This is a genomic window from Desulfogranum marinum (genome assembly GCF_016918565.1).
In the GTDB taxonomy this organism is placed as follows: domain Bacteria; phylum Desulfobacterota; class Desulfobulbia; order Desulfobulbales; family Desulfobulbaceae; genus Desulfogranum; species Desulfogranum marinum.
The window spans coordinates 18,742-42,848 of the sequence record NZ_JAFFQD010000042.1 but is presented as its reverse complement, the minus strand read 5'-3'; the positions used below and the strand labels follow the sequence as shown (position 1 = coordinate 42,848).

16 protein-coding genes are annotated in these 24,107 nt (G+C 45.9%); 10 read left to right on the top strand and 6 right to left on the bottom strand.

Features of this window, described 5'->3' with window-relative positions:
* The first annotated feature begins 128 nt into the window (after window positions 1–128).
* The 8 genes from JWH17_RS19035 (at window position 129) to JWH17_RS19000 (ending at window position 12,037) form a co-directional block, all read left to right on the top strand.
* Entirely contained in the window at window positions 129–443 is a 315-nt protein-coding gene (locus JWH17_RS19035) for a NifB/NifX family molybdenum-iron cluster-binding protein (RefSeq protein WP_232371191.1), read from the top strand.
* Between the two features lie 471 nt (window positions 444–914).
* Complete coding sequence (locus JWH17_RS19030) at window positions 915–1,874, top strand: trypsin-like serine peptidase (RefSeq protein ID WP_205224253.1); 960 nt, start codon at window positions 915–917, stop codon at window positions 1,872–1,874.
* A gap of 121 nt (window positions 1,875–1,995) precedes the next feature.
* Window positions 1,996–2,301: a hypothetical protein gene (locus JWH17_RS19025; protein ID WP_205224252.1), complete on the top strand. Its 306-nt coding sequence runs from the start codon at window positions 1,996–1,998 to the stop codon at window positions 2,299–2,301.
* A 394-nt stretch (window positions 2,302–2,695) separates the two neighbouring features.
* Complete coding sequence (locus JWH17_RS19020) at window positions 2,696–3,973, top strand: double-cubane-cluster-containing anaerobic reductase (protein ID WP_205224251.1); 1,278 nt, start codon at window positions 2,696–2,698, stop codon at window positions 3,971–3,973.
* An 18-nt stretch (window positions 3,974–3,991) separates the two neighbouring features.
* Complete coding sequence (locus JWH17_RS19015; RefSeq protein WP_205224250.1) at window positions 3,992–4,753, top strand: acyl-CoA dehydratase activase; 762 nt, start codon at window positions 3,992–3,994, stop codon at window positions 4,751–4,753.
* Window positions 4,754–5,377: 624 nt separating this feature from the next.
* On the top strand, window positions 5,378–6,724 hold the full coding sequence (locus tag JWH17_RS19010; RefSeq protein ID WP_205224249.1) for a hypothetical protein: 1,347 nt from the start codon (window positions 5,378–5,380) through the stop codon (window positions 6,722–6,724).
* A 252-nt stretch (window positions 6,725–6,976) separates the two neighbouring features.
* Window positions 6,977–9,916: a CheR family methyltransferase gene (locus JWH17_RS19005; protein ID WP_205224248.1), complete on the top strand. Its 2,940-nt coding sequence runs from the start codon at window positions 6,977–6,979 to the stop codon at window positions 9,914–9,916.
* 33 nt (window positions 9,917–9,949) lie between these two features.
* Window positions 9,950–12,037, top strand: a complete 2,088-nt coding sequence (locus JWH17_RS19000; RefSeq protein WP_205224247.1) for a PAS domain-containing hybrid sensor histidine kinase/response regulator — start codon at window positions 9,950–9,952, stop codon at window positions 12,035–12,037.
* A gap of 150 nt (window positions 12,038–12,187) precedes the next feature.
* On the opposite strand, the gene JWH17_RS18995 is transcribed toward JWH17_RS19000, so the two are convergent.
* From JWH17_RS18995 to JWH17_RS18985, 3 genes are all read right to left on the bottom strand, one after another.
* On the bottom strand, window positions 12,188–12,673 hold the full coding sequence (locus JWH17_RS18995; RefSeq protein ID WP_205224246.1) for an Hsp20/alpha crystallin family protein: 486 nt from the start codon (window positions 12,671–12,673) through the stop codon (window positions 12,188–12,190).
* A 134-nt stretch (window positions 12,674–12,807) separates the two neighbouring features.
* The gene (locus tag JWH17_RS18990) at window positions 12,808–13,248 is read right to left on the bottom strand and encodes a universal stress protein (protein ID WP_205224245.1); all 441 of its coding nucleotides are present in this window, start codon (window positions 13,246–13,248) and stop codon (window positions 12,808–12,810) included.
* Between the two features lie 203 nt (window positions 13,249–13,451).
* Window positions 13,452–13,832 carry a hypothetical protein gene (locus JWH17_RS18985; RefSeq protein ID WP_205224244.1) on the bottom strand — a complete coding sequence of 127 codons (381 nt, stop codon included), beginning with the start codon at window positions 13,830–13,832 and terminating at the stop codon, window positions 13,452–13,454.
* 711 nt (window positions 13,833–14,543) lie between these two features.
* Between JWH17_RS18985 and acsA the strand changes: the two genes are divergently transcribed.
* A complete protein-coding gene (acsA, locus tag JWH17_RS18980; protein WP_205224243.1) occupies window positions 14,544–16,307 on the top strand; it encodes an acetate--CoA ligase in 1,764 nt (587 codons plus the stop codon).
* A 44-nt stretch (window positions 16,308–16,351) separates the two neighbouring features.
* A complete protein-coding gene (locus JWH17_RS18975) occupies window positions 16,352–19,045 on the top strand; it encodes a bifunctional acetate--CoA ligase family protein/GNAT family N-acetyltransferase (RefSeq protein WP_205224242.1) in 2,694 nt (897 codons plus the stop codon).
* Window positions 19,046–19,062: 17 nt separating this feature from the next.
* Here the strand turns inward: JWH17_RS18975 and JWH17_RS18970 are convergent, their stop codons facing one another.
* The 3 genes from JWH17_RS18970 to JWH17_RS18960 all read right to left on the bottom strand — a co-directional run bounded on the left by JWH17_RS18970 (window position 19,063) and on the right by JWH17_RS18960 (window position 24,009).
* Window positions 19,063–19,296 carry an acyl carrier protein gene (locus tag JWH17_RS18970; RefSeq protein ID WP_205224241.1) on the bottom strand — a complete coding sequence of 78 codons (234 nt, stop codon included), beginning with the start codon at window positions 19,294–19,296 and terminating at the stop codon, window positions 19,063–19,065.
* Between the two features lie 207 nt (window positions 19,297–19,503).
* On the bottom strand, window positions 19,504–20,556 hold the full coding sequence (locus JWH17_RS18965; protein WP_205224240.1) for a phospholipase A: 1,053 nt from the start codon (window positions 20,554–20,556) through the stop codon (window positions 19,504–19,506).
* 399 nt (window positions 20,557–20,955) lie between these two features.
* Window positions 20,956–24,009, bottom strand: a complete 3,054-nt coding sequence (locus tag JWH17_RS18960; RefSeq protein ID WP_205224239.1) for a transporter substrate-binding domain-containing protein — start codon at window positions 24,007–24,009, stop codon at window positions 20,956–20,958.
* Between the last annotated feature and the right edge of the window lie 98 nt (window positions 24,010–24,107).

The window sequence follows — 24,107 nt, the reverse complement described above, 5'->3', positions numbered from 1 at the left end:
TGCAGAGTATTATACCATGAAAACGTTTACTTTTGAACTGAAAAGTTAACTTAACTGTCTAAAATTACTAACTAAATCGTTCCTCAGTGTGCTCAGCTTACGCATTCCATAAACGTCGGATGCACCCAATGAAGATTGCTGTTCCTGCAACAGGGGCTGAAAAAAATTCCCTTATTAGCGAAGAAACCGGTAGAGCACCCTATTATCTTCTGTTTGACGAAAAGGGACATTTTATAGAAGCCATGAAAAATCCGGCCAAGGATCAGGCCGGTGGTATCAGCCGTACCGTTGCCTCCTTACTGTCTGCCAACAATGTCACCATTATTATTGCTCAAGCCATCGGTGACAAGATGAAACAAGCCTTAACTGCTCATAATATTAAATTTGTCAATAATGGTGGTGCTGCCGACGACTCTGTCAAAACTTTTCTACAGGGACAATAAAGTGGGATAGAGGTTAAAAGGGAGCAGGGTGAAATTAACACTCGTAAAATTTAACCTCACTCTCGACTCTTCAACTGCGACGAAAAGTATTAACCGCCTTCTGTTTCCTATGGTGCTGATATTGAGTAATAAATGGAAGTAGACCGTCCGGTTGATAGCTTGCCTGCATCCCCAAGACCATCTCTGCCCTGAAAAATCCCGCCACCTTTCCGATGTTTTTGGTTGATATGCACCACCACTATTGGTGCATATCAACCATCAGTAGTTGCCTCTCTCCTGGTTCCTCTTTTTATTTCTTACACAATCTAGCCACTTAGCATGGATTCTGGTTTTCAAAAGCCATGGCACAGCATCTGCAGATTTATCTTTGATAGTGTGCAGGGAAAATACTGCACCCATCTGCTGAGGAGAAGCACTGCACTGCCTGATGCGTCAATCACCATCACCAAAACAATAACAGGAGAAACAACCATGTCTGATTATGAAAGTGTTTCATCAAATGATTGGGATGAGGAAGAGCTCGAATTGCATACCGAGGATTCAAGTGAAGGTAGCGCAGCAACCACAGCGGCCTATAAGCCGGAATCAGAAGATGATTTTGAAGAAGACGGGTTTGATGTCGGTACCCATGGCGGCGGCAGTTTGGAAAATGTAGCAGAGTTCGACGGCTCGTATGCACTCACCGAGGGCTTTACCATACTGGACGAGGGCGAAGCCATCGATCTTGCCACGGTTCCTCCGGCCTGCGATGAAACCTATGACCAGCCTGAATCTGTCTGTGGCAGGGATGATCGTAAAAAAATTTCCGGAACCACATCCATACCATGGCGAATGATCTGTAAGCTCATCATTACCACTGCCAGCGGCAGCAGGTCAGGTTGTACAGGTTGGTTCATTGGCCCAAGGACGGTCATGACGGCTGGACACTGTGTTTACAGTCATACCAGGGGCGGTTGGGCAAAAAAGATTGAGGTAATCCCAGGTATGAACGGCACCGTCAAACCGTACGGCTCTCAGATTGGTACCTCATTCAGGAGTGTCACTGGTTGGACAAAAAGTAAGAAATCCACCCATGATTATGGCTGCATCATTCTCCCTAATGATACCCTTGGGCGCCGCGTAGGTTGGTTTGGTTTTGCAAATTTATCTGCAGCTTCCCTCCGCAACTTGCTGGCCAACAATTGCGGCTATGCAGGAGATAAACCTTTTGGAACCCAGTGGTATAACGCAGGAAGAATCAGCAAGGTAGAGGCCAGGCGTCTCTATTACATGCTCGACACCTTCGGCGGTCAAAGCGGAAGCCCTACCTGGCGATACCGTGACGGCAAAAGGCACGCCATCGGTATTCATGCCTATGGTGGTTGTCCCAACAAATCAACCAGGATCACCAAACCGGTTTTTAACAACATGAAGAATTGGAAAAACATGTAGCTGGTTATTAACTGCATTATGGAGCGCTGGGCCGTATTGCCTATGCGTTCCTCGATGCAGGCTGCGGCCGCAACAGCGGTGCATATGAGGTGACCACAAGGGGCGTAAGGAGTAGTAAACAATGGGTAGTGATGATAACGCTGTAAGCAGTAGCGATTCCCCCCCTCCACCTTTACTGCCGTCGTCGTCTGGATGGACGACAGCGACAATCACAGACATCATGGAAAGCTGGCCGCTGCAGCTCAGGCTCTCTATCGGCGATACAGACATGATGATTGAGCTTGCTGCAGATGCAATGGTCGAGTCAGAGGGAATACCCTTGTCACCGGGAGAGCTCTCACCGGGTGACCGCATCGAGATTCGTATTGAACGCGATCAGGCAGGTTCCGGCGAATGCCACGCCGTATACATCAAAAAAATACGCTGACGGTCAAGTTGCAGAATTGTTTACCGCTACTGTATTATATGATGCGTATTATATGATGCCGGAAGAAATTAATGACCTGTTGTCTTCAGCCGTTTTTTCTTCTGCGGCATTGAGTATCCAAAATTACCACTTTGTTGTGGCTCCTTTAATTTTCACTCTACTAAAGCTGAGGTTATCCCTTTAGCTTATTTTTTTCGCATTGAACTTCACGATAGCTTGTTGTCTTGCCATAGGTATTTCCAGTTGGACATATCAGGGTAATCTATTTAGTATTGCGTGCGTTTAGAACAGATACGTACTTTAGAAAGGTGGCATGTAGCGACATAGGTAAAGGGTACACGTTACGGCCCCATTCGTTATCGACACCCTCGAAATAGAACACAAGGAGAGAGGAATGGCAGAAGATTATCGTTTAATGTGGCAGGAAATGGGACTTGATCTTGAAGCCCATGATGCTCTGCTCGGAGTTCTGGGGCAGGCATATGAGGATATTTACTTAGCCCAGAAAAACAGACCTGAGGGGATGGCTTATTTTGATTTTGTGATGAGTGAGGTTCACGGTTTACGAATCAGGGAGCTGCTGGACGAGAAAAAGGCAGGACGGAAAATTATAGGTTCGTACTGTGTCTTTGTGCCGGAAGAAATCGCACTCGCCGCCAATGCAACGCTTGTCGGATTGTGCTCAGGAGCAGACTTTGCCACAGAGGAGGTGGAGAAGCTGCTGCCAAGAAACACCTGTGCCCTGATTAAATCGTCGTTTGGTTTTAAGATCGGTAAAGTCTGCCCATACCTTGAAGGTGCCGACATGGTGGTTGGCGAAAATACCTGCGACGGCAAAAAAAAGGCATACGAAACACTTGGGAATATGGTCGATAATCTCTACGTGATGGATCTTCCCCAAGTCAAATCAGAAAATGGCCGGGCCTTGCTGAAGGCAGAATTTTATCGATTCATGGAGGCTGTTGAGGAGCTCACCGGTGTTACTGTAACAGCGGAAAGCCTCAAGCAGGGAATCCAGACGGTTAATGCCAAGCGGGCTGCAATTCACCGTCTCTCTCTCCTTCGCCAAGCCGATCCGGCGCCGATTTCAGGACTGGATGCACTGCTCGCCAACCAGGTCTTTTTTTATGATAATCCTGCCCGCTTTACAGAATCCGTCAACAAGATCTGTGACGAATTGGAGCAGAGGGTAGAGGCCGGCCAGGGAGCGTTCCCAAAACGTACACCGCGTATTCTCGTTTCCGGATGCCCTCAGGCCGTGCCTAACTGGAAGTTACCGATGATTGTTGAAACTTCAGGAGCGGTAATTGTCGGGGAAGAGTCATGCGTCGGAGAGCGCGGTACCCGCAATCTTACCGGAGAGTCCGGCACTACAGTAGACGAAATGATGGAAAGTCTGGTCGATCGCTACTTCAAGGTCGATTGTGCCGTATTCACCCCTAACTCAGATAGACTTGATCATATCAAGGAAATGGCTGCAGCATACAAGGCCGAGGGTGTCATCCATTACGGGCTGCAGTTCTGCCAACCCTACATCATGGAATCCATTCCCGTTGAGAATGCCCTTGAAGAGGACGGTATACCCTGTCTGAGGATAGACACCGACTATTCGCTGGAAGATGCCGGGCAATTGAAGACTCGCGTCGAAGCGTTCATTGAACAGCTGAGATAATCAGCATAAGGATCGATTATGCGTTATGCTGGAATTGACATCGGTTCCCGAACGATAGAACTGGTGACTGTAGATGACCGGGGAGAACAACAGGACAGCCTGCAGACCGAAACCGGTTTCGATCCTATTGCCCAGGCCAAAGAACTGATAGCTAAGGTGAAGTTCGATCATATAACGGCTACAGGCTATGGGAGGAGTCTTTTTGAAATAGCATTTGATTCGTCGACTGTTACCGAAATTAAGGCACATGCCACAGGGGCCTGGACTCTTTTTCCAGAAGCTTTAGGGGTGCTCGATATTGGTGGGCAGGACAGTAAGGCTATTTCTCTGCGCAATGACGGACGAGTGAAAAAGTTTGAAATGAACGATCGTTGTGCTGCTGGGACCGGAAAATTCCTTGAAATTATGGCCAAGAGCCTGGGATATGGGCTTGATGAATTCGGTACCGAGGCATTATTGGCCGAGACGGACATAAACATTTCTTCCATGTGTACCGTGTTTGCCGAGTCGGAAGTGACATCGCTGATCGCCAAAGGAGAGAACAGGCGTGAAATTGCCCGTGGAGTCCATGAGAGTGTTGTCAGAAGGGCGGCGGCTATGGTCAATCGTGTTGCAGGAGAGGGCGATATCGTTTTTACAGGAGGTGTTGGTAAAAATCCATGCATTGTCAGCTTGTTGGTTGAGAAACTCGGACGAAGCGTGTTCATCCCTGACGATCCTCAGGCCATGGGAGCGTTTGGCGCTGCCTTGCTGACATGGCAGGCAAACAGTGGTCAGTAGTGCCCCACGAGTGTGTGGCCGGTAACCGTTTTACTGCCTTGCCGGCCTCCCTTCTCAAAGGGTGGTACACCTTTGGGATAACTCCCAAATACTGCCAGGATACAGAGTAATCCCGGTTGTTCGTGTGCGTAATCAAAATTGATTAGCATGGTTAGAAGAGCCTGTCGGAACAAAGATATTGCCCGATAGGCCCTTAATCACATCTGTTGTCTTCCTCGCGTCAGGTGTGTCGAAAAGTTGGCTCGTACAGGATCAGCTTCGCATCCAAGGAACAGAAAACAACTTTCTTTTTTGGTCAGGGAGTATTTTTTACGGATAAAAATAAGCAAAAGTGAGCAATCAGCCGATATAGTCTTAAGCGAAGTGCATTATGGATCACTACTTGCTTACATTCCAAGAGAGGGATGGTGAGCCCAGTGTCCTGTCAATGCTGCCTTGTCGCATCTTTCATGTCTTTTTCCGCGCCTGCGAAGTCGGGCCATGTGGCACATAGCACAACTATGCACCACATGGCCCGACTTCACAGGAACGAAAAAAAGAATGAAATAAACCGACAATTCATCGCTGACAGGACACTTCTTCCATTTTTTCCATTGACGATTACTCGTTTCGACACACAGCCAAATGATGGAAATACAAAAGACTATACATACCGCCGGGCAAACAACAACCAGGGAACGATCAGACAAAGCAACCGGTTCCTTTGATGAGGTGCTTTCCGGGACGGTGGCTGCGAAAAAGCAGGCTTCAGGACAACAGCAAACAGGCAATCTGCAGGAAATAGGGACCATCACACGGCAAACTCCAACTGTATCCGAATTGCTTCGCAAGCATGAACAACTCAAAGGGCAAACGTGGGATATCCTCTCTGATAACCAAAATCAGTACAAAAACTACAAATCCATCCTTCCTGGAACCAAGATATATATTGACCGGACCTCCGGTGAATTGTCCTGGTCAGGTGCAGAGCAAAAGCAGCCAACAGTCATGTTGCAGGAAGCTGTTGTCGGAACACGTGCCACCTCTTCATCTCCTCAGCAGCTTGAGAGCGGCCTTGTTGTACAAGAGACATCTCTTGCCCAACAAAGCGAACCTGTTAGTCTTGGTATGATCAGCAATGAAACCCCTACGGTTTCTCATCTTTTGCGTCAGGATGCACGCTTTCGCAATCAGACCTGGGATATCCTTGGTCAGGCAGTCAATACGGATAAACCGTTTCACAGCATGCAGGTCGGTTCTGAGGTATTGCTGAGCCCCGCAACCATGGAGATCTCCTGGCAAGCCGGGACGGATACACGACCATCTGCCCCCAATGCAGTTGCGATGGCGCCAACAAAAAATTCTCTGCCAATGGAACCTGGGAATAGCGCGAATGAGCCGGTTGCAGACCTCAGTCAAGCAGTACAGCCATATATGGGGAAATCATACCAGGAAATCAATTGTTATGAACTGCTGGTCAATGGCTTGAAACAGCTCGATATTCCTTACGGGGGTCGCAATGGTCTGTACTCCAGGTTGACCAGCATGGCCGTTGACCGGGGAATGGCTGCAAATGCCTATCTCAATGGAGAAGGCATTGTTGAGGCGGCTGGTTCAACCGTCTTGTCCAAAAACTACGCACACGTTGCCGATTGGCAAAAGAATGCCGCTGATTTGATCAGTGAGATCGAACCGCTTTTGAATAGTGGCCAGATTCTCTCTTTTTCCACTCAAACCAGGGGGCATACTGGTATTGTTTCCCGTCAGGATGAGCGCTGGACCTTTATCAACTCCGGGAGATTGGATAATCCTGTTGGTGAGCGCGGTTTGAGCAAAGGGGTAGGGGAGGAGATCCTTGATAAGGAAATCCAGAACTGGTTTAAGCTGGCCCACAAGAATGGAGAACACCTGCGGGTGACACTGGGTGAGCTGAGTCAGGATAAAATGCGAACAGCCTCGATCATTGGGACCCTGCCGGATAATCGGATCTGATTGTAGGTGTCCTGAATAATTGCCCTTTAGCTTGATTTTCCGGACTTTTAGACTTGCCTGACCTCGAACGAAACCGCTACTCATCCAAGATACCCTCCAGTCATATCGGGTTTTTTTCCTTTAACGCTTCATCCTCATTTTCGGCATCGTCTCTCTCTGAAACTTCTATTTGCCACTTATATATAGGGTAGCACTTTGAATAAAGGGTACTATTGTGTTAGCATAATACTTTCAAATACTTGGTTTGACGAGATGCCCATAAAAGATTCTTCCACCACCCATACGCCATCACCTGAAAAAACTCAACAGGCTGACATTGCTCCGCTTACTTTTCCTGTGGTCTGTTTAGGTGCTTCTGCAGGCGGGTTACAAGCTTTGGAGGATTTTTTTTCAGCTGTGCCAACAGACAGCGGCTGTGCTTTTGTGGTCGTGACCCACCTCGCTCCAGACAAAGTCAGTTTACTTCCAGAACTCATCGGCAGGAAAACCAACATGGAGGTAGAGCAAATTGTTGATGGGGTTCATGTAAGGGCCAATCGTATTTTTGTTATACCTCCTAACAAGACACTGATAATTCAAAACCGTAGATTGCAATTGCTTGATAGGATCGTGCTCAAAGAAAAGCTAGGACTTATTGATAGCTTTTTAACTTCTCTTGCCTCGGATTGCGGCAACAGTGGGATTGGTATCATACTTTCCGGAACAGGTACTGATGGAAGTCATGGGATTAGAGATGTAAAGGCGGCGGCAGGTATGACCATGGCGCAGGATTCCAATTCGGCAAAGTATAATGGTATGCCGGGGAGTGCTATTGCCACGGGATGTATTGATTTTGTCTTGCCGCCCAATCAAATGCCGCAACAATTAATGAGTTATATTCGGCACCAGGCAAACGTTCAAAAACCCCACCCCCTGAACGATCAAAAGGATGTACAAAATCTTCTTCGAAAAATTTTTGCCTTGTTGCGAGCAAAAACAAACAATGATTTTTCATTGTACAAAAAAAATACTATCTATCGAAGAATTGAAAGGAGGATGGATGCTCACAATATCGACCAGCTAAAAGATTATGTGAGCTTCCTTCAACATTCCGACAATGAGGCGTCCATTCTTTTTCAAGATCTCCTGATAGGAGTTACCTCTTTCTTCAGAGATCCTGAAGTGTTTGACGTGCTACAAGAAAAATACCTGCCACTGTTACTTCAAGGGAAGCCGGAAGAGGCTGAAGTGAGAATATGGGTGCCGGGTTGCAGTACAGGTGAAGAAGCATATTCCATTGCCATCGTTATGGCAGAGTGTATGGAAAAGTTAAAAAGATTTCATCCTGTTTCAATTTTTGCCACGGATGTTGATGAACAAGCAATCAACAAGGCCCGCCTGGGAATGTATCCTCAATCAGTTGCAAGTGATATCAGTAAACAACGTTTACATAGGTTTTTCCATCGTACTGAAAAGCATTTTACGGTGAGGAAAAAGATCCGTGAGCTGGTCGTCTTTGCCACGCAAAATATTATTAAGGATCCACCGTTTATAAACCTGGATATTCTTTGCTGCCGAAATCTTCTCATTTATTTCCAGCCTGAGCTGCAAAAAAAACTATTATCTATTTTCCATTACAGCTTGAGAGAAGGAGGCCTCTTGTTGCTTGGAACTTCGGAAACAACCGGACAGGCAACCGACCTTTTTCGAGGGGTTGAGAAACAGGTCAAGGTCTTCAAACGCCTTCCCGGCGATAAACTCAAAAAATCTCTGTTGGAGTTTCCAACTTTTCAGCCGCATGTCAAAATGACTAAAGACACTTTTGAAAAAAAACAGCAATTTGTTCCTGAAATGAATACCCCGCTCTTTTTAAAGGCTATCCTTGATCAAATTGATGTGCCTGCCTGTGTGGTAATCAATGATTCGGCTGATATTGTGTATATACACGGTCGAACAGGTCGTTTTTGGGAACCGGCTGAAGGGCAGGCCAGGATGAATCTTTTGGATATGGCACGACCCGGGATGAAATTTGGTTTAGCTACTGCTATCCGCAAGGTGGCGTCCGAAAAAAAAGAGACCGAACTTACAGGGTTAGAGATAAAGAACAACGGTGATTCAATCCACCTTAATTTGATTATTAAACCCTTGCCTGATGTTCAGCTCCATCACCAAGGGCTTATGTTGATCATTTTTGATGTTGTTGAGCAACCCGGCGAGCATAAAAATAAAAAGCCATCGAGAAGAAAAAAGACACCAAAAAGTGATGAGGTTAAAAGGCTGGAGGAAGAACTTTTCTTTACCAGAGAAAACCTGCAAACAACCATTGAAGAGCTCGAAACGACAAACGAGGAGTTAAAATCAACCAACGAGGAGCTCCAGTCCACTAATGAGGAGTTGCAGAGCACAAATGAAGAGCTTGAGACCTCTAAAGAAGAACTTCAATCATTAAACGAAGAATCGGGAATGGTTAATGCCGAGCTTCAGAGCAGAATAGATGAACTGTTGTCAGCAAATGACGATATTAAAAATTTACTGGATGCAACCCACATAGCTACCATATTTCTTGATACCGAATTCCATATCCGAAGGTTTACAACGAAAGCACAAGAAATTTTTCCTTTGACGAGTGTCGATATAGGACGACCAATCAGCCACTTTTCCTCTACTCTTATAAACGTAGACCTGCAGCAGTATGCCGATAAGATTTTGCATGATCTTGAGAAGCAGGAGGTGGAAGTAGTCGACACCAATGGAGGGATATATACCATGAAGTTACGTCCTTACAGAACCTCTACCAATGTGATCGATGGTATAGTGGTAACTTTCGAAAACATCACCCAGTTGAAGAAACTACTGGAAAAGGAAAAGAGACTCGCTGCGGTTGTCAGAGATTCTAACGATGCTATTACCCTGCAGGAGAATGATGGGACAATAATTGCATGGAATAAAGGGGCGGAAAAGCTATATGGCTACTCTGAGCTGGAAGCGCTTGGTATGAACGTAGAGCATCTTATCCCTGATGAGAAGAAGGAGGAATTGCAGCGAATCCTGAGTTCGGTAGGGGGGGAGGAGTTTCCATCTTTCGTAACCGAACGGTTACATAAAAGTGGCAAAAAAATGACTGTTTGGCTTACCGTCACGCGACTGGTGGATGGCAACAATGGATTTGGTTTGATAGCAACCACTGAAAGAGATATGGAGATGTTGAAATAAGGTAATTATTTTAAGTGTTTAAACGGGGGGGGCATGGGGGATGGAATTGGTTCTTCAACAAAAAAATTTGCTGAACTGAGAAAACGTGCAGAGGAATTCAGCAAGCCTGAGCAATGCAATTTTTCGCAACTTTCCGCAGAGGAGGCCGGAAAGCTGATCCATGAACTGTATACCCACCAGGTAGAGCTGGAAATTCAGAATGAGGATTTGCTGCGCACACAGGAGCAGCTTGAGCTGTCCCAACAAAAATATACAGACCTGTATGACTTTGCACCTGTCGGTTATGTAACTGTCAATGAAAAAGGACTGATAATAGAAGCTAACCTCATGGCTGCTGATATGTTGTTTCTGCCAAGGGCAAAACTTGTCATGCGTCCTTTGAGCAGCTTTATTGTGCCCGAAGACCAGCAACTGTATTACCAGTGTCGCAAACAGCTTTCCACAACTGGTGGAAAAAAGACCTGTGAACTACGATTGCTGAAAACAGATGGAGGCGTTTTCCATGCTTTGCTGGAATGTACTATCAATCCCGAAATTGATGGACACCTGGGGCAGTTCCGCATTGCCTTGACGGATGTTTCAGAGCAAAAGCAACTGGAACAAAAACTACAAAACGCGAAGAGGGAATGGGAACGTACATTTGATGCCATCGCTGATATTGTAACAATTCATGATACAGATATGCGCGTTGTTCGGGCCAATAAGGCTGCTTATGAGATGTTTCAGGCTGAACTCGGCAGTCTCAATGGACAGTATTGTTACGAACTCTTCCGGGAAGCCGGCAATCCCTGTGCAGAATGCCCCCAGATAGAGACCTTAAAAAAACAACAAACTCAGTCCGCTACCATTGCCTGCCCTAATCTGCATAAAATATTTCAGGTATCAACTTCTCCCTTGTTGAACAACAATGGAACATGTACCCATATTGTGCATATTGCCAGAGATATCACCGTTCAAAAACAAGTTGAGGCGGAACTTTCGCATGCTCAAAAAATGGAGGCAATTGGCACCTTAGCAGGTGGAATCGCACATGATTTCAATAATATTTTAACTCTTATCATCGGTTATGCCGATCTGCTTCAATCTTCAATTCCTGACTCTAGCGACCTGGAAAAGTACCTAGATCCAATTTTTAAAGGGAGTAATCGGGCAAAAGAATTGGTTCAACAAATTTTAACATTTAGTAAAAAAGATCCGGATTGCCCGTATCCTATGAATCCGGTGCCTGTTGTTATGGAAGCACTTAGGCTTCTTCGCTCCTCCCTGCCGACAACGGTTGAGTTCCGAAAAGAGATTGAACCGAATTGCGGAAAAATAGTGGCAAGTCCAATAGGTCTTCACCGTATTTTAATCAATCTGTTCACCAATGCCCTCCATGCAATGGAAGCCGAGAAAGGAGTGATAACGGTACACTTGCACAAAATATTTTTAAAAGCCGCTGACATTGAAAAAAAGCCAGGTGTTTGCGAAGGCTTTTTTGTTGAACTCATCGTAGAGGATACAGGTCGTGGTATGGATTCCGACTCACTCGGCCGTATTTTTGAACCTTATTATTCCACAAAAAGTGGCGGGCAGGGCCGTGGACTTGGATTAGCTATGGTCCATGGTATCGTTGAAAAGATTGGAGGGTTCATCCATGTTGAGAGTGAACTCGACAAGGGAACCGCATTTCATATATACTTTCCGATTTCTAATGGAAAGCTTCCAGGGCCCGAACCGGAACAGGCAGATACACAATTGCCTGCAAAAGCAAGCAAATCTATTTTAGTGGTTGATGACGAAGAACTGATTGCCGACATGTTTAAGCAGATGCTTGAGAATGTCGGCTACACGGTCACAGCCATGAGCGACAGCAAGAAAGCCCTTGCAGCATTTCAAGCCTCTGCGGATAAATTTGATCTTATTATAACAGACCAGACCATGCCTGATTTAACAGGGGTTGAATTGGCACGTGAAATTTCAAAAAACAGCCCCCAAACTCCTATCATTCTCTGTAGTGGTTACAGTAGGCTTATTTCAGAAAAAAAGGCCGAAGAGCTTGGGGTCATTAAATTACTCAAAAAGCCGGTCGACAGTAAAATTCTTGTGACAGCTGTTAATGAAGTTTTACAGGAACAGTAGGTTGCTCAACTCCGATTGCTCATGAGAAATTCGGGTTAATGTGGCCAACTGGTATTTGGCCTCTGGTAAATCCGGAGTACACAATGGGGGATAAGTATATCCCCCATTGTGTGTAATCTGTAGGTTTCTTGTTAGCCTGAAAAAGGGTTGCTAACTAATAGTTACCTTTTTTTGTTTACTTTCCTTTGTTTTGGGAAGGCTGATTTCAAGCACCCCATTTTTGAACGAGGCCTCTGCTTTATCTGCATCTACATCTGCGGGCAGTCGGAACCTGCGGCAGAAGGAGCCGTATCTACGTTCCTCCCGGTGATAATCCTTTTTCTCAACCTTCTCCTCCTGTTTCTTCTCTCCTGAGATAGTCACCGTATTTTCCGTAATGGATACATCCAAGTCTTCCTTGTTGATTCCTGGAATTTCGGCTTTCACTATCATCTTGCCTTTTTCTTCATAAATATCAACAGATGGCGACATCTCTTCCATTGCTGGAAAATCAAAACCAGACCATGAGGGACGTGCCATAAGAGAAAAGGGATGTTTGAAAAATTTGTCAAAATATCTCTCCATATCCTCAAACGGAGAAACAGGATGACTTTCTTCCTTTCTGACCAATTCAGTATTTTTTTCTTTTTTTGCCATGATTATCTTCCTGGTTCGGTTTGATAATTACATGCAGGGAATGCCGATACTTTTTGTGAAAAAGTCACCCTGTCATTTTCTCCTTGTCTACTTTCTTGAGGTTTGTGGCTCATGGTTGCCTTACAAACTCGACTTTACTTATAAGGGTTGAAAAGGAGCGTCGGGCAGGGTGCTTGTTTAGCAATTTCACTGGCCACGCTGCCTAACATGATTTTTTCAAGACCTTTTCTGCCATGGGTACCGATAATAATCATCGATGCCTTTTCTGCCTCTACATAGGCCAAGATTTGATCAACGGCGTCTCCATAGCTTACTTTGCCGCTGCAGCCTGCACATTGAGCTTTATTATCAGTGACAAGGTTATCTATTTTTTCTTGTGCATGCTCCTTGAGTTCCTTTTCTATTTGATCCCAGGAAGGGTGAACAACGCCGGAATAACTGTCAAGCGGCTTTACAACGTGAATAAAACTTACTGCGGCGTCAAGTTTACCGGCAATGTTGATGGCAAATTCGGTCAGCTTTTCGGTGTGTTGTTGTAAATCTACAGGGACGACAATCTTTGTAATGTTTTGCATGACCTTCCTCCTGGAAACGTTTTTAGGGTTTGCAACACCTGTTACTCAGTTTCTTCTGCCGGACCTCCTCTATCCTTAAAAAAACAGCGCCGGAAGATTGCTTTGCAAGCAATTAAGTTCCCTTCAAGTAATGGGAGTTGCCTTAAAAAATGTACCTGCTGGTTGAGCTATGATACACATGAATTTGTTTATGCTTCAGGCATCTAGGGTGTCCGGATCGTAGCCTTAGCATCACAAACTGGATAAGTCTTGCCTTGTAAAAGCCGATAAATAATAGTCCGATCAGGTCGACTTACGTTCACTCCAATTTTGGTTGCACTGCCAAAATCGAAAATTGCATATTTGTCGTTCGGCTTATTAACGAATTTTATAATCTTTGTTGTGCTTGCGGCAGGAATTGTGCCTCCACTATCAGTGCTGAAAATAATAAATGCCTTTTGCTCTTTGAGGTTGAAATCTATGCCGTATCCTTGAGTAGTACACTGCACACTCCAGTAATCGTCTGCTATTGCTAAGCTAGGGCCGAACAATAGGAACAAAATGCATGCGCTCATAACGTATTTTGCATGAGGCCTTTTTTTCATTTGCCAAACTCCCTAGTTAATAATGATTTGTGGAAAAAGTATTTTTCCAGCTGGATAGAGATTAAAAAATGTTAATATTTCAATAAACACAACAAGTTCTAAAACATCTACAGCTTTCAAAGCAAATATTGTTCCTGTGTTTCCTAAAAGTTTCAATTAGATTTAATTCCTTGCTCAGTGGATATTCCACCAAAATCAAATGGAAAAAGTAAATAGATTCTATTTGCGTACAATGCTTAGCCTGTTATGCGTATAGATAGACAGAAGACTGATTTTATTTTTCTTTTTTGGAAAACAGGCGCCAGATCTATTCTCATGAAAAAACATGAAAATGAATGAGTGTCTTCTGTCTCTACTAAAATAAACAATTCAACTGCCGAGGTCGAAAAAATGGTTGGGTTTCATGGGTATGCAGAAAAGAGATTGTGGTGCATTTGAACCAACTTTGGTGGTGCATTTGAACCAAGCACCAATTAGTAATTATTCTTATTTGTTGCTCTATGGAATTGCAGCATTCATATGCGGCTAATTTCGGAGAGAAGGCTTCAACAGAATCGATTGTACCGTTGGTTTATATAGCTTGTTCTGGCAGTAATTTTGCAAATTAGAACAAGGGAATGACAAAAAAAAATAAACCGGCTGGAGAACTGCTCAAAACAACCCGGTGACGAGTTACGTTCGCTGAAAGTTTAGATAACAAAAGGTGGGTATGTGCACTGGAAAGCAATTAAAAAGACCCCGACCTTGTACAGGATCACCCCGCATCTGCTTGATTACGAAGAGACTTGTGCACATTTTTCCTGGGAAACCATTGGTCGTGAGTTAAACGGGTTACCCGGTGGTAAAGGGCTCAATATCGCCCATGAGGCTGTGGACCGTCATGCCAACACGCATTTGGCGCATCATCCGGCTCTTCGCTGGCTGGGACCTGACGGCACTGTCCTTGAGTATACATACACCGATCTTCAGCAACAGAGTAACCGTTTTGCCAATGTATTGCGGCAGCTGGGGGTAGGCAAGGGTGATGCGGTCTTTGTTTTTGCAGACCGGATACCGGCTTTATACTTTGCCGCTCTGGGATCGCTGAAAAACGGCAGTATTTTTTGTCCGCTCTTTTCAGCATTCGGACCGGAACCGGTTTACCAGCGTTTACAGCGGGGCCATGCCAAGGTTCTGGTCACCACCACCCAAATCTTTCAGCAAAAAGTGGAGCAACTGCGAGAGCGCCTGCCGCAATTGCAGCATATATTGCTCATAGATGCGTCTGATGACCTCTGCGAAGGACATTGGTCTCTGCCGCAAAAAATGATGGTTGCTTCCGAGGACTTCACCATCGAGGCAACTGATCCGGAAGATCCGGCTTTGCTCCACTTTACCAGTGGCACCACCGGTATGCCCAAAGGAGCATTGCATGTACACAAAGCAGTCTTCACCCATTACGCGACCGGGAAATTTGTCCTTGATTTTCATCCGGACGATATCTTCTGGTGCACTGCCGATCCTGGCTGGGTGACAGGAATGGCTTACGGTATTATTGCGCCCCTGGTGGCCGGCATTACCTGCATTATTGATTCCGAACCCTTTAATGCTGAACGCTGGTACAAGATTCTGGAACGTGAGCAGGTGAGTATCTGGTACACTTCACCGACCGCAATTCGACGTTTGATGCGTCTGGATATTCAACCTCGCTGCCTCTACGATCTCCGGCACCTCCGAGCTGTCCACAGTGTTGGTGAACCCCTCAATCCCGAGGCTGTAATCTGGGGTCAGGATGCTTTAGGCACAGCCATTCATGACAACTGGTGGCAGACGGAAACAGGGGGGATAATGATTGCCAATTACCTTGCCATGGAAATTCGTCCCGGCTCCATGGGGCGTCCCCTGCCTGGTATTCAAGCCGCTGTTATACGACGGCAAAAGGATCATAGTCTCGAGGTCATTACAGAGGATAATGTTGAGGGAGAACTGGCCCTGCAAAAAGGGTGGCCTTCCATGTTTCGTGCCTATGTGGACGAGGACACCCGTTATCGCAAGTGTTTTGTTGATCAATGGTATCTTACCGGAGATATAGTCCGGCGTGATGGTGATGGGTATTTCTGGTTTGTCGGGCGCGCAGACGATATTATTAAAACTGCAGGCCATATGGTCAGCCCTTTTGAAGTCGAGAGCACTCTGATGGCCCATCCAGCAGTAGCAGAGGCCGGAGTGATCGGTAAACCCGATGTCCTGCTCGGGGAAATGGTCAAAGCTTTTGTCGCTCTTAAACCTGGAACTGTTGCCGATGATCAACTCCGTCTTGAGCTGATAGGATTCACCCGTCGTCGTCTAGGTCCGGCTGTAGCTCCGCGAGAGATCGAGTTCCAAAACCAACTCCCCAAAAACAGGGCAGGCAAAATTATGCGACGCCTTCTCAAGGACCGTGAACTTGGTATGCCTGAAGGCGATGTTTCGACCATGGAAACCGAAAACGAATAACATCAGGCCGGCACGAAAAAGACGCCGACACACAGGAAACGGCTATGTCAATGAGAAACCTTAACTCCATGTTCAACCCCTCTTCAGTGGCACTGATCGGAGCCAGTCAAAAACCAGGAACCATCGGCAGTGTACTGGCGCGCAATGTATTTAGTGCTGGCTATCAGGGAAAAATGTTCCCGGTGAATCCTAAATATTCGGCCATTGAAGGGGTTACAGCCTATCAAGACATTGCGAGTCTTCCCCAGGCGCCTGATTTGGCAATCATTGCTACTCCGCCGGATACGGTTCCCAGCTTGATAGCCGAGTTGGGTAAACGGGGAACCCGTGCAGTGGTGATCATTACAGCTGGTTTCGCTGAAGGGACCAACTTGCATGGTCGCGAATTGACCCGCTCCATGCTTGCAGCCGCTAAGCCGCATCTGGTACGGATTGTCGGACCAAACTGTCTTGGGATCATGGTGCCCGGGGTTGGTCTCAATGGCGGGTTTGCCCATGTTCAGCCCCTGGTTGGCAATCTGGGCTTTGTGGCTCAATCCGGAGCCGTGCTGACAGCGGTTATCGACTGGGCAACCTCACGTAAGATTGGTTTTTCCCACTGCGTTTCTCTGGGGGATATGATCGACGTCGACTTCGGGGATATGCTTGATTATCTGGCAAACGACACCTCAACCAGGGCAATTCTTCTCTATATAGAATCGATCACCCAGCCTCGAAAATTTATGTCTGCGGCCCGGGCTGCAGCCCGCGTTAAACCGGTGATCGTCGTGAAAGCCGGCCGCCATGTTGCAAGCGCGAAAGCAGCGGCTTCCCATACCGGTGCCCTAGCCGGCACTGATGCGGTGTATGAAGCAGCTTTTCGTCGAGCAGGAATACTGCGGGTCAACGATATGCAGGCGCTGTTTGATGCGGTCCAGACGGTGGCAATGGTACGACAGGTTGCCGGGGAACGGCTGGCTATTGTAACTAATGGTGGCGGTATCGGCGTAATGGCAACAGACAGCCTGCTTGACCGTGGCGGTCACCTGGCAACGCTTACCCCGGAATCTATTCAAGCTCTCAATAAGGTTTTGCCGCCCACCTGGTCTCGGTCCAACCCAGTGGATATTATCGGTGATGCTTCGCCCGATCGCTACGGTGATGCGCTGGAAATACTGTTACGTGATAAAGGGTCGGATGCGGTGCTGGTGCTCAATTGCCCTACAGCTATAGCAAATACTAGTGATGCCGCTCAAGCAGTTATAGATACTTTGCAAAAGGAGAGTCTTAAATACAATCGTAAGGCGTTGTTTACTTGCTGGCTGGGAAATGGGGCTGCGGTGGCAGCTCGGCACATTTTTACTGAAAATAAGATTGCAACCTATACAACCCCTACTGAGGCGGTACGTGGGTTTATGCAAATGGTTCGCTACCGCAAAAGTCAGGAAATGTTGATAGAAACCCCGCCCAATATACCCGAGGTTTTTACTCCGGATACGGACAAGGCCAGGGAAATTCTCAACAGAGCGTTGGCTGAAAATCGTGCCTGGTTGGCGGAACCGGAAGCCAAGGCCGTTCTTGCAGCCTATGATATACCCGTCGTCGAAACCCACAAGGCCGCTTCTCCAGAGGCAGCCGCTGAGATTGCAGCAAAGTTTGGCGCGCCGGTGGTGTTGAAAATTTATTCACCGGATATAACCCATAAATCCGAGGTCAACGGGGTTAGCCTCAACCTTGAAACACCAGAGGTTGTCAGCCATAATGCTGCTGCTATGCTTGAACGTGTCCAGCACCTCCGGCCCGAAGCCAGGTTGGAGGGGTTTACAGTTCAGCCCATGATCTCCAAATCCAATGCCTATGAACTGATCATCGGCATGAAGAATGATATTCAATTCGGGCCGGTGCTTCTTTTCGGTCATGGCGGTACAGCAGTAGAGGTCATCCAGGATAAAGCATTGGCCTTGCCGCCTCTCAATATGCATTTGGCTGTAGATTTAATGGAACGGACAAAAATCTATCAGCTCCTTCAGGGGTACCGGTTGACCCAGCCTGCAGATCTTAACAGTATAGCCTTGACCCTGGTAAAGGTGTCGCAGATGATCTGTGACCTTGGTGATATTGACGAGTTGGATATTAATCCGCTGCTTGTGGATAAGGATGGAGTACTGGCTTTGGATGCTCGTATCAAGGTAGTGAAGAGCATTGGCCAACCAGTTGATCGATTGGCTATCCTTCCTTATCCTAAAGAGTTGGAGGAAAAGCTGACCTTTCCGGATGGGCAAAACCTGCTTATTCGGCCGATTCGTCCGGAAGATGAACCCAATATTCAAAAAATATTTAACAACTTGTCCCCGGAAGAAATACGTTTACGATTCCTGCATCCGATGAAAGTTATGCCCCATACCTTGGCAGCCCGCCTCACCCAGATCGATTATGACCGGGAAATGGCGCTGGTGGTGGAAGGTAAAGATCAGGAAGGAGAAGCAAAACTATACGGTGGGGTGCGCATCAGTGCTGACCCGGATAACGAGCGTGCTGAATATGCTATTTTGATCCATCGTGACATGACCGGCCTGGGGCTGGGGCCCATGCTTTTGCGGCGCATCATTGAGTATGCTCGCAACCGTGGAATCGGGGAGATTTATGGTGAAGTCTTAGATGACAATACCACCATGCTCAGGCTTTGCAGCGCATTTGGATTCGCCGTCAAAGCCAGCCCGGGCGAGCCGGGAATGAAAACTGTTTCGCTCAAATTATAGCATAGACACGGGAACAGTTATCTCAAGTAGTCAATGCAGCCATTGAGGGTCGTCAATTGAGGGTAATCTGTCTCTGGAATTTTAATATCAAGGGCTTTCTGGAGCTGCTCGATAAAATTAACACAATCCACAGAATCAAATTGGATTTGATCACGAAAAACAACATCAGGCTTGAGGCTGTCGAGGTTTGATTCCGGCGCAATCGTGGAGATGGTTTTGAGGACAAGTTTTTTTATCTCAGCTGGTGTCATGATGAGTTCTCCTGATTTGTTTTTTAGACAATTATACCATAAATGGAGCTTATCATCATTGTTAACGCATTGTTTTTAAAGTGGCATCTCGTTTTCAATAGATGTGGTCTAACTGGGATGTACGACAAGCTGTAATGATTTTGATGACGGACAGGTAGATTCAATTGAATTGGGGAAATGATAATGGTGAGGTACGAGATGATGCGTCTATAAAAAGTCTGTGAACTGTAAGCCGATACCTATTCGGTTCACGTACTTGTTATAATCGATCAGGCTTTCGCCGTACCCTGTGAAGTACTGGATGTAGCCTTTGAGGTAAGGGTACCCGAAAAGCGGGAAGCTCCAGTCGAGTGACACTGCACCTCGGGAAAAACCAGACTCCAGATTATTACGAGTCATAAAGCTGAAGGTGTGGCGATTATGTTTATAGCTCAGCCATAATTCTCCATGACCGTAGTAGTCGGTAATATCTGGATTATCGTCCTCTTCAACGTCTTCTGCAATGCGAATCCATGGTCTGAGTATTATGGCGAGATTGCCGCGTTCAAGCGAGGAAAAACCATATATTCTATTCCAACTGCGGGACAACGATCCCCCCTGACCATTGGACATGTGGTTGAAGCCGATTGCGTTAACCGTATTTTTAAAACCGAAAATTGTCCGATCTTGAGGCCTTTCCTGGAGCCATATCTCGGGTTCATGATTGGTTTCCCGAAATGGCGAGGAGGCATCCTTGTTAAAGACCTGCCAGAATGACCGGGCTGTGTATCCGGCAAAAATATCAAGGTGCTGGTCAAACAGTTCCACGGCAAGCGGTGTTTTGATGCTCAGCTGAAACTGGACCTCAGCGTTGTCTATCTCCAAGCCATCTTGACCATAGGCTACGGCATAAGGAGTTATATCCCAGCCTTGAAAATTATACGCAGCGAAAAGAATGTAATTATTTTTGTGGGACATCAACGTGAAAGGTTTACGGAGGTTCGTCTTGTCAACCTTCAGACGTCCTTCCACTGGTCCATCACTCTTTTGTACTATTGCCTGTTTATCATCCGGTTTTGCTGTGGTGGTGTTGCAGGCGGCTCTGGCTTCACCCATGGTCATGGTGTCCGGACCGGTCAAAATAAGATGCTGGATACACTCCTGCGGGGTGGAAAAAGATGCTGCATGACCATCGACACCGATGCACAGGAGAATGCAAAGGGAAATGAAAGGCTGCAAAAAGAGCAGCTGTCGGTATTTTTGAGCCGATTCTATCGCCATTGTGTTGGATATTTGGGAAGTTAAGGTTTTTTTATTGGGAGTTCTATCGTCTTTTCTTTTCACCCATCTGGATTACGCTTGAACCAGATGGGTAAAATTGCTACCTTAATTTTTTTCCATAAGTTGGAAAAACAATTCAGATACTCGATGCGATCCTATTTGGCAAGACCCAAGCTTTGGGTGATGAGAAGTACTACATAAAGTTATTTGCTGAAAGAAATTACTCAATTGTCCGGCGTCTCTGTTCCGGAAAAAATAGTACCCCTGGAAAGAGGAGAAGGCTTTTATCGGAATGTAGTTCCTATGGTAATATCGTGGATGGTCACAAATGTGAACCGATTTTCGATTTTTTTCAAGACGATCCGAAGCTTTTGTGACCAATCGAATACTCTCATAAATTCAACTGGTCAGCCCTTTGTTAATGGCCACAGCCAAGTCCTTGAGCGAATAGGGTTTTTTGACGAACTGACTCACGCCTAAAGCCATCATTGTTTTCACTTCAATGTCATCGGCAAAACCACTGACAATAATTGCTCGCTGGTTTTTTCTTTTAGCGATAATTTTCTCATAGGTTTCTCGTCCCCCAATACCTGGGGCCATGATCATATCGATGAGAATCAAATCGAATTTTTCAGTGAGTGCCCGTTCTATGCCGGATTCGCCTGAACTTACAAAAGTTCCTTGATATCCAAGAATCTCTAACATGTGTCGAGCCACATTCCGTTGTTGCAACTCGTCATCTATCACCAGGATTTTTTCTCCACTTCCGTGTAAAGCGCTGACCTGTATTTCTCCCTCTGATTGTGGAGCTGTCTGCGTTGTTGCCGGCAGGTAAAAACGAAAGCGGCTACCGCCTCCAACATTTTCCGCGAAAACTCCACCTCCATGATCTTGAGCACTGTTCCAGACAATGGTTAAGCCCAGACCGGTTCCACTTTTGCCCATGGTCTTTTTTGTATAAAAAGGTTCAAAGATATGGGGGAGGAAATCCTCTGGAATACCACCACCGGTATCTTCTACAGATATAACCACATACCGCCCTGATTTTAACGTCTTCGGTGGATGTTCCGAGATAAAAGTCGAAAGAACTATTGACTGACCAGCTTTGGTTACCTCAAAGGCGTTCGTTACCAGGTTCATTACCGATTTGGAAATATGAATTGGCGAACACGAGACATTGTCCAGATCAGGGGCAAGGTGCAGCTCAAGGGTCACTCCCTGGTGAGATGCTTTAAGTTGTTTACATTCCGGGGATGAAACATATTCTTGAATCAATGCGTTGAGATTAATGTTTTTAATTGTTGCCGCTGCGCCTCTGGCAACAGTAAGCAGGTCTGCCACAATATTTGCAGCCTTTATACCGGATTGACGAATAGTTTCTACGTGGCCGTAGATTTTGCTTTCCTTAGGTAACTTCATCAAAACGAGTTCGGGGTATGAAACAATACCAGATAAGATATTGTTCAAATCATGAGCAACGCCACCGGCCATCATGCCGATGGTCTCCATCTTCATGGACCTGTGCAGACGAGCCTCCATTTCAAGCCTTTTGGAGATGTCTTGAAAGAAGACGAAGTTACAGTATATATCAGCGTATTTGAAAGAGCTGATATACTGTTCTACAGGCAGTGATGTTCCGTCTTTTCTTTTATAGCTGGAAATTGAAGAGTGTGCACTGCCCCCATTGTGTGCATCATTAAAATGCAGCAGAGAGTCTGCGGACTCACCTTGGGTAATCTCGTTCATGCTGAGAGCTAGAAATTCATCCAGTGAGTAACCCAGAGTAGTGGCAGCTTGAATATTTGCATGGACAACTCTGCCCCCCTGCATCTCTTTGTTCATGCATATCCAGAAAATGGGAAAAGCACAGCTGTCAATGGCGTGCTGGGTCATCAACAGTTGTTGCTGGGTACTTTTGAGAGCTTCAGAGTTTTTGCGAATTTCCAGGTTTTGAAGCTGTAATTTTCGATTCAGTTTTCTCAGCGTGTAGTGTCGATAGAGCAATATTCCAAAAAGGAAGACAGCCCCGGCAAAAATTTGCAGCAGCAGGCGGTAGTGCGTTACTTCTTCATATTTTACAGAGATCCATTTATTTAGAATTTGCTGATGATCACTGTTGTCTAAGGAGAGGATCGCCTTGTTAAATATGGCTAAAAGCTCAGGTTGATCATTTCTTATGGCCATATTCAATTCCAGTCGCAGATTCGCTTCAGTGGCTATCTTAAGTTCACCTGTATATTTTTTTTGAATCGTGTAGGCCAAAGAAAGCAGGGAATCTACATAGCCGAAAAGCTCGCCGTCACGTACCATTGACAAACCTTTGTCGATGGATGTGACGGGCACAAACTGTATATCTGGATATTTCCCAGCCAGCTCACCGGCAAAGGCATATCCTCCTGTAATACCAACTTTTTTATAATTTGCTGCAGTAAGCCCAGGTAGAAAACCACTATTGCTTTTTGTGGCCATTACCAGGGGTGAGGTTAAATAAGGATGGCTGAAAAGAAAGTGTTTTCTGCGCTCTGGTGTAGAGATCGCCATGGAGATAAAATCACACTTTCGTGTTGTAGCAGCCTCTACAGTCTCTTCCCAACTTGCGGTTTGATGGAGGGTAATGGGAATGCCGATTTTTTCCGAAAATAATTTCATGTATTCCGCAGATATGCCTACATGTTCACCCTTTTCGATTTTTTCTATGGGCATCCAATTGGGGTCTACGCAGACGGATAACACCTTTTTCTTCTCTAAATAAAGGCGTTCTATTTCGGTAAAGTGTATTTTTTCTTCTTGTGAAAAAGTGATGTAGCCGTAATCTTGCAGTTTATTTATTTCCTGAGGCGTAATAGTGGCGGCTGCTTTGTCCAGTATGGAAAGTAACGTTGTTTTCTGAGGATTAACAGCTATATAGTGCGGGGCGGAAGGAAAGAGGTCATTGGTGGCAATAGGTGTTGATCTCACTTCTGTTAGTAAATATTTGTTAATGTAGTACTTAAAAACAGCATGAGCCCCAACAGCGGCGTCGGCACGACCAGCGATAACCTCCCACATGGCTGCCTGCAGGTTATCTGTGAGCAACAGCTCAATATCAGGATAGTAGGTGGTGAGTAGCTCTTGCTGCGAATAACCGCGAGCAACCGCAATAACCCGGTTGCGAAATGCCTCTATATTTGCTGGTTGTCTCTCATCACTTCTCACCAGCAGTCCATTCACAACATCAACCACGGCATCACGGGAAAAAAGGAATTTTCCTTTTCGTTTTTCCGTAATGGTCATGTTGGAGATACAGTCGAGTTCATTATCGGCCACCATCTCCATATATTCAGGCCAACTCTTTCCTGGTACAAATTCTAACGTAAGCCCAGCCTTATGCGCAAGTAATCGCATGTAATCGTTTATATAACCGCTTGCTTTCCCCTTACTCATGTAATTAAAAGGAGGCCAGTCGGTCGCCACCGAAACTCTAAGGGTTGGATTGTTTTCTATATAGAGTAATTCTTCGGAGCTGAGTTCGATATTCGAGCTAGAGGCCGATCCATTGTGGACAATGAAAA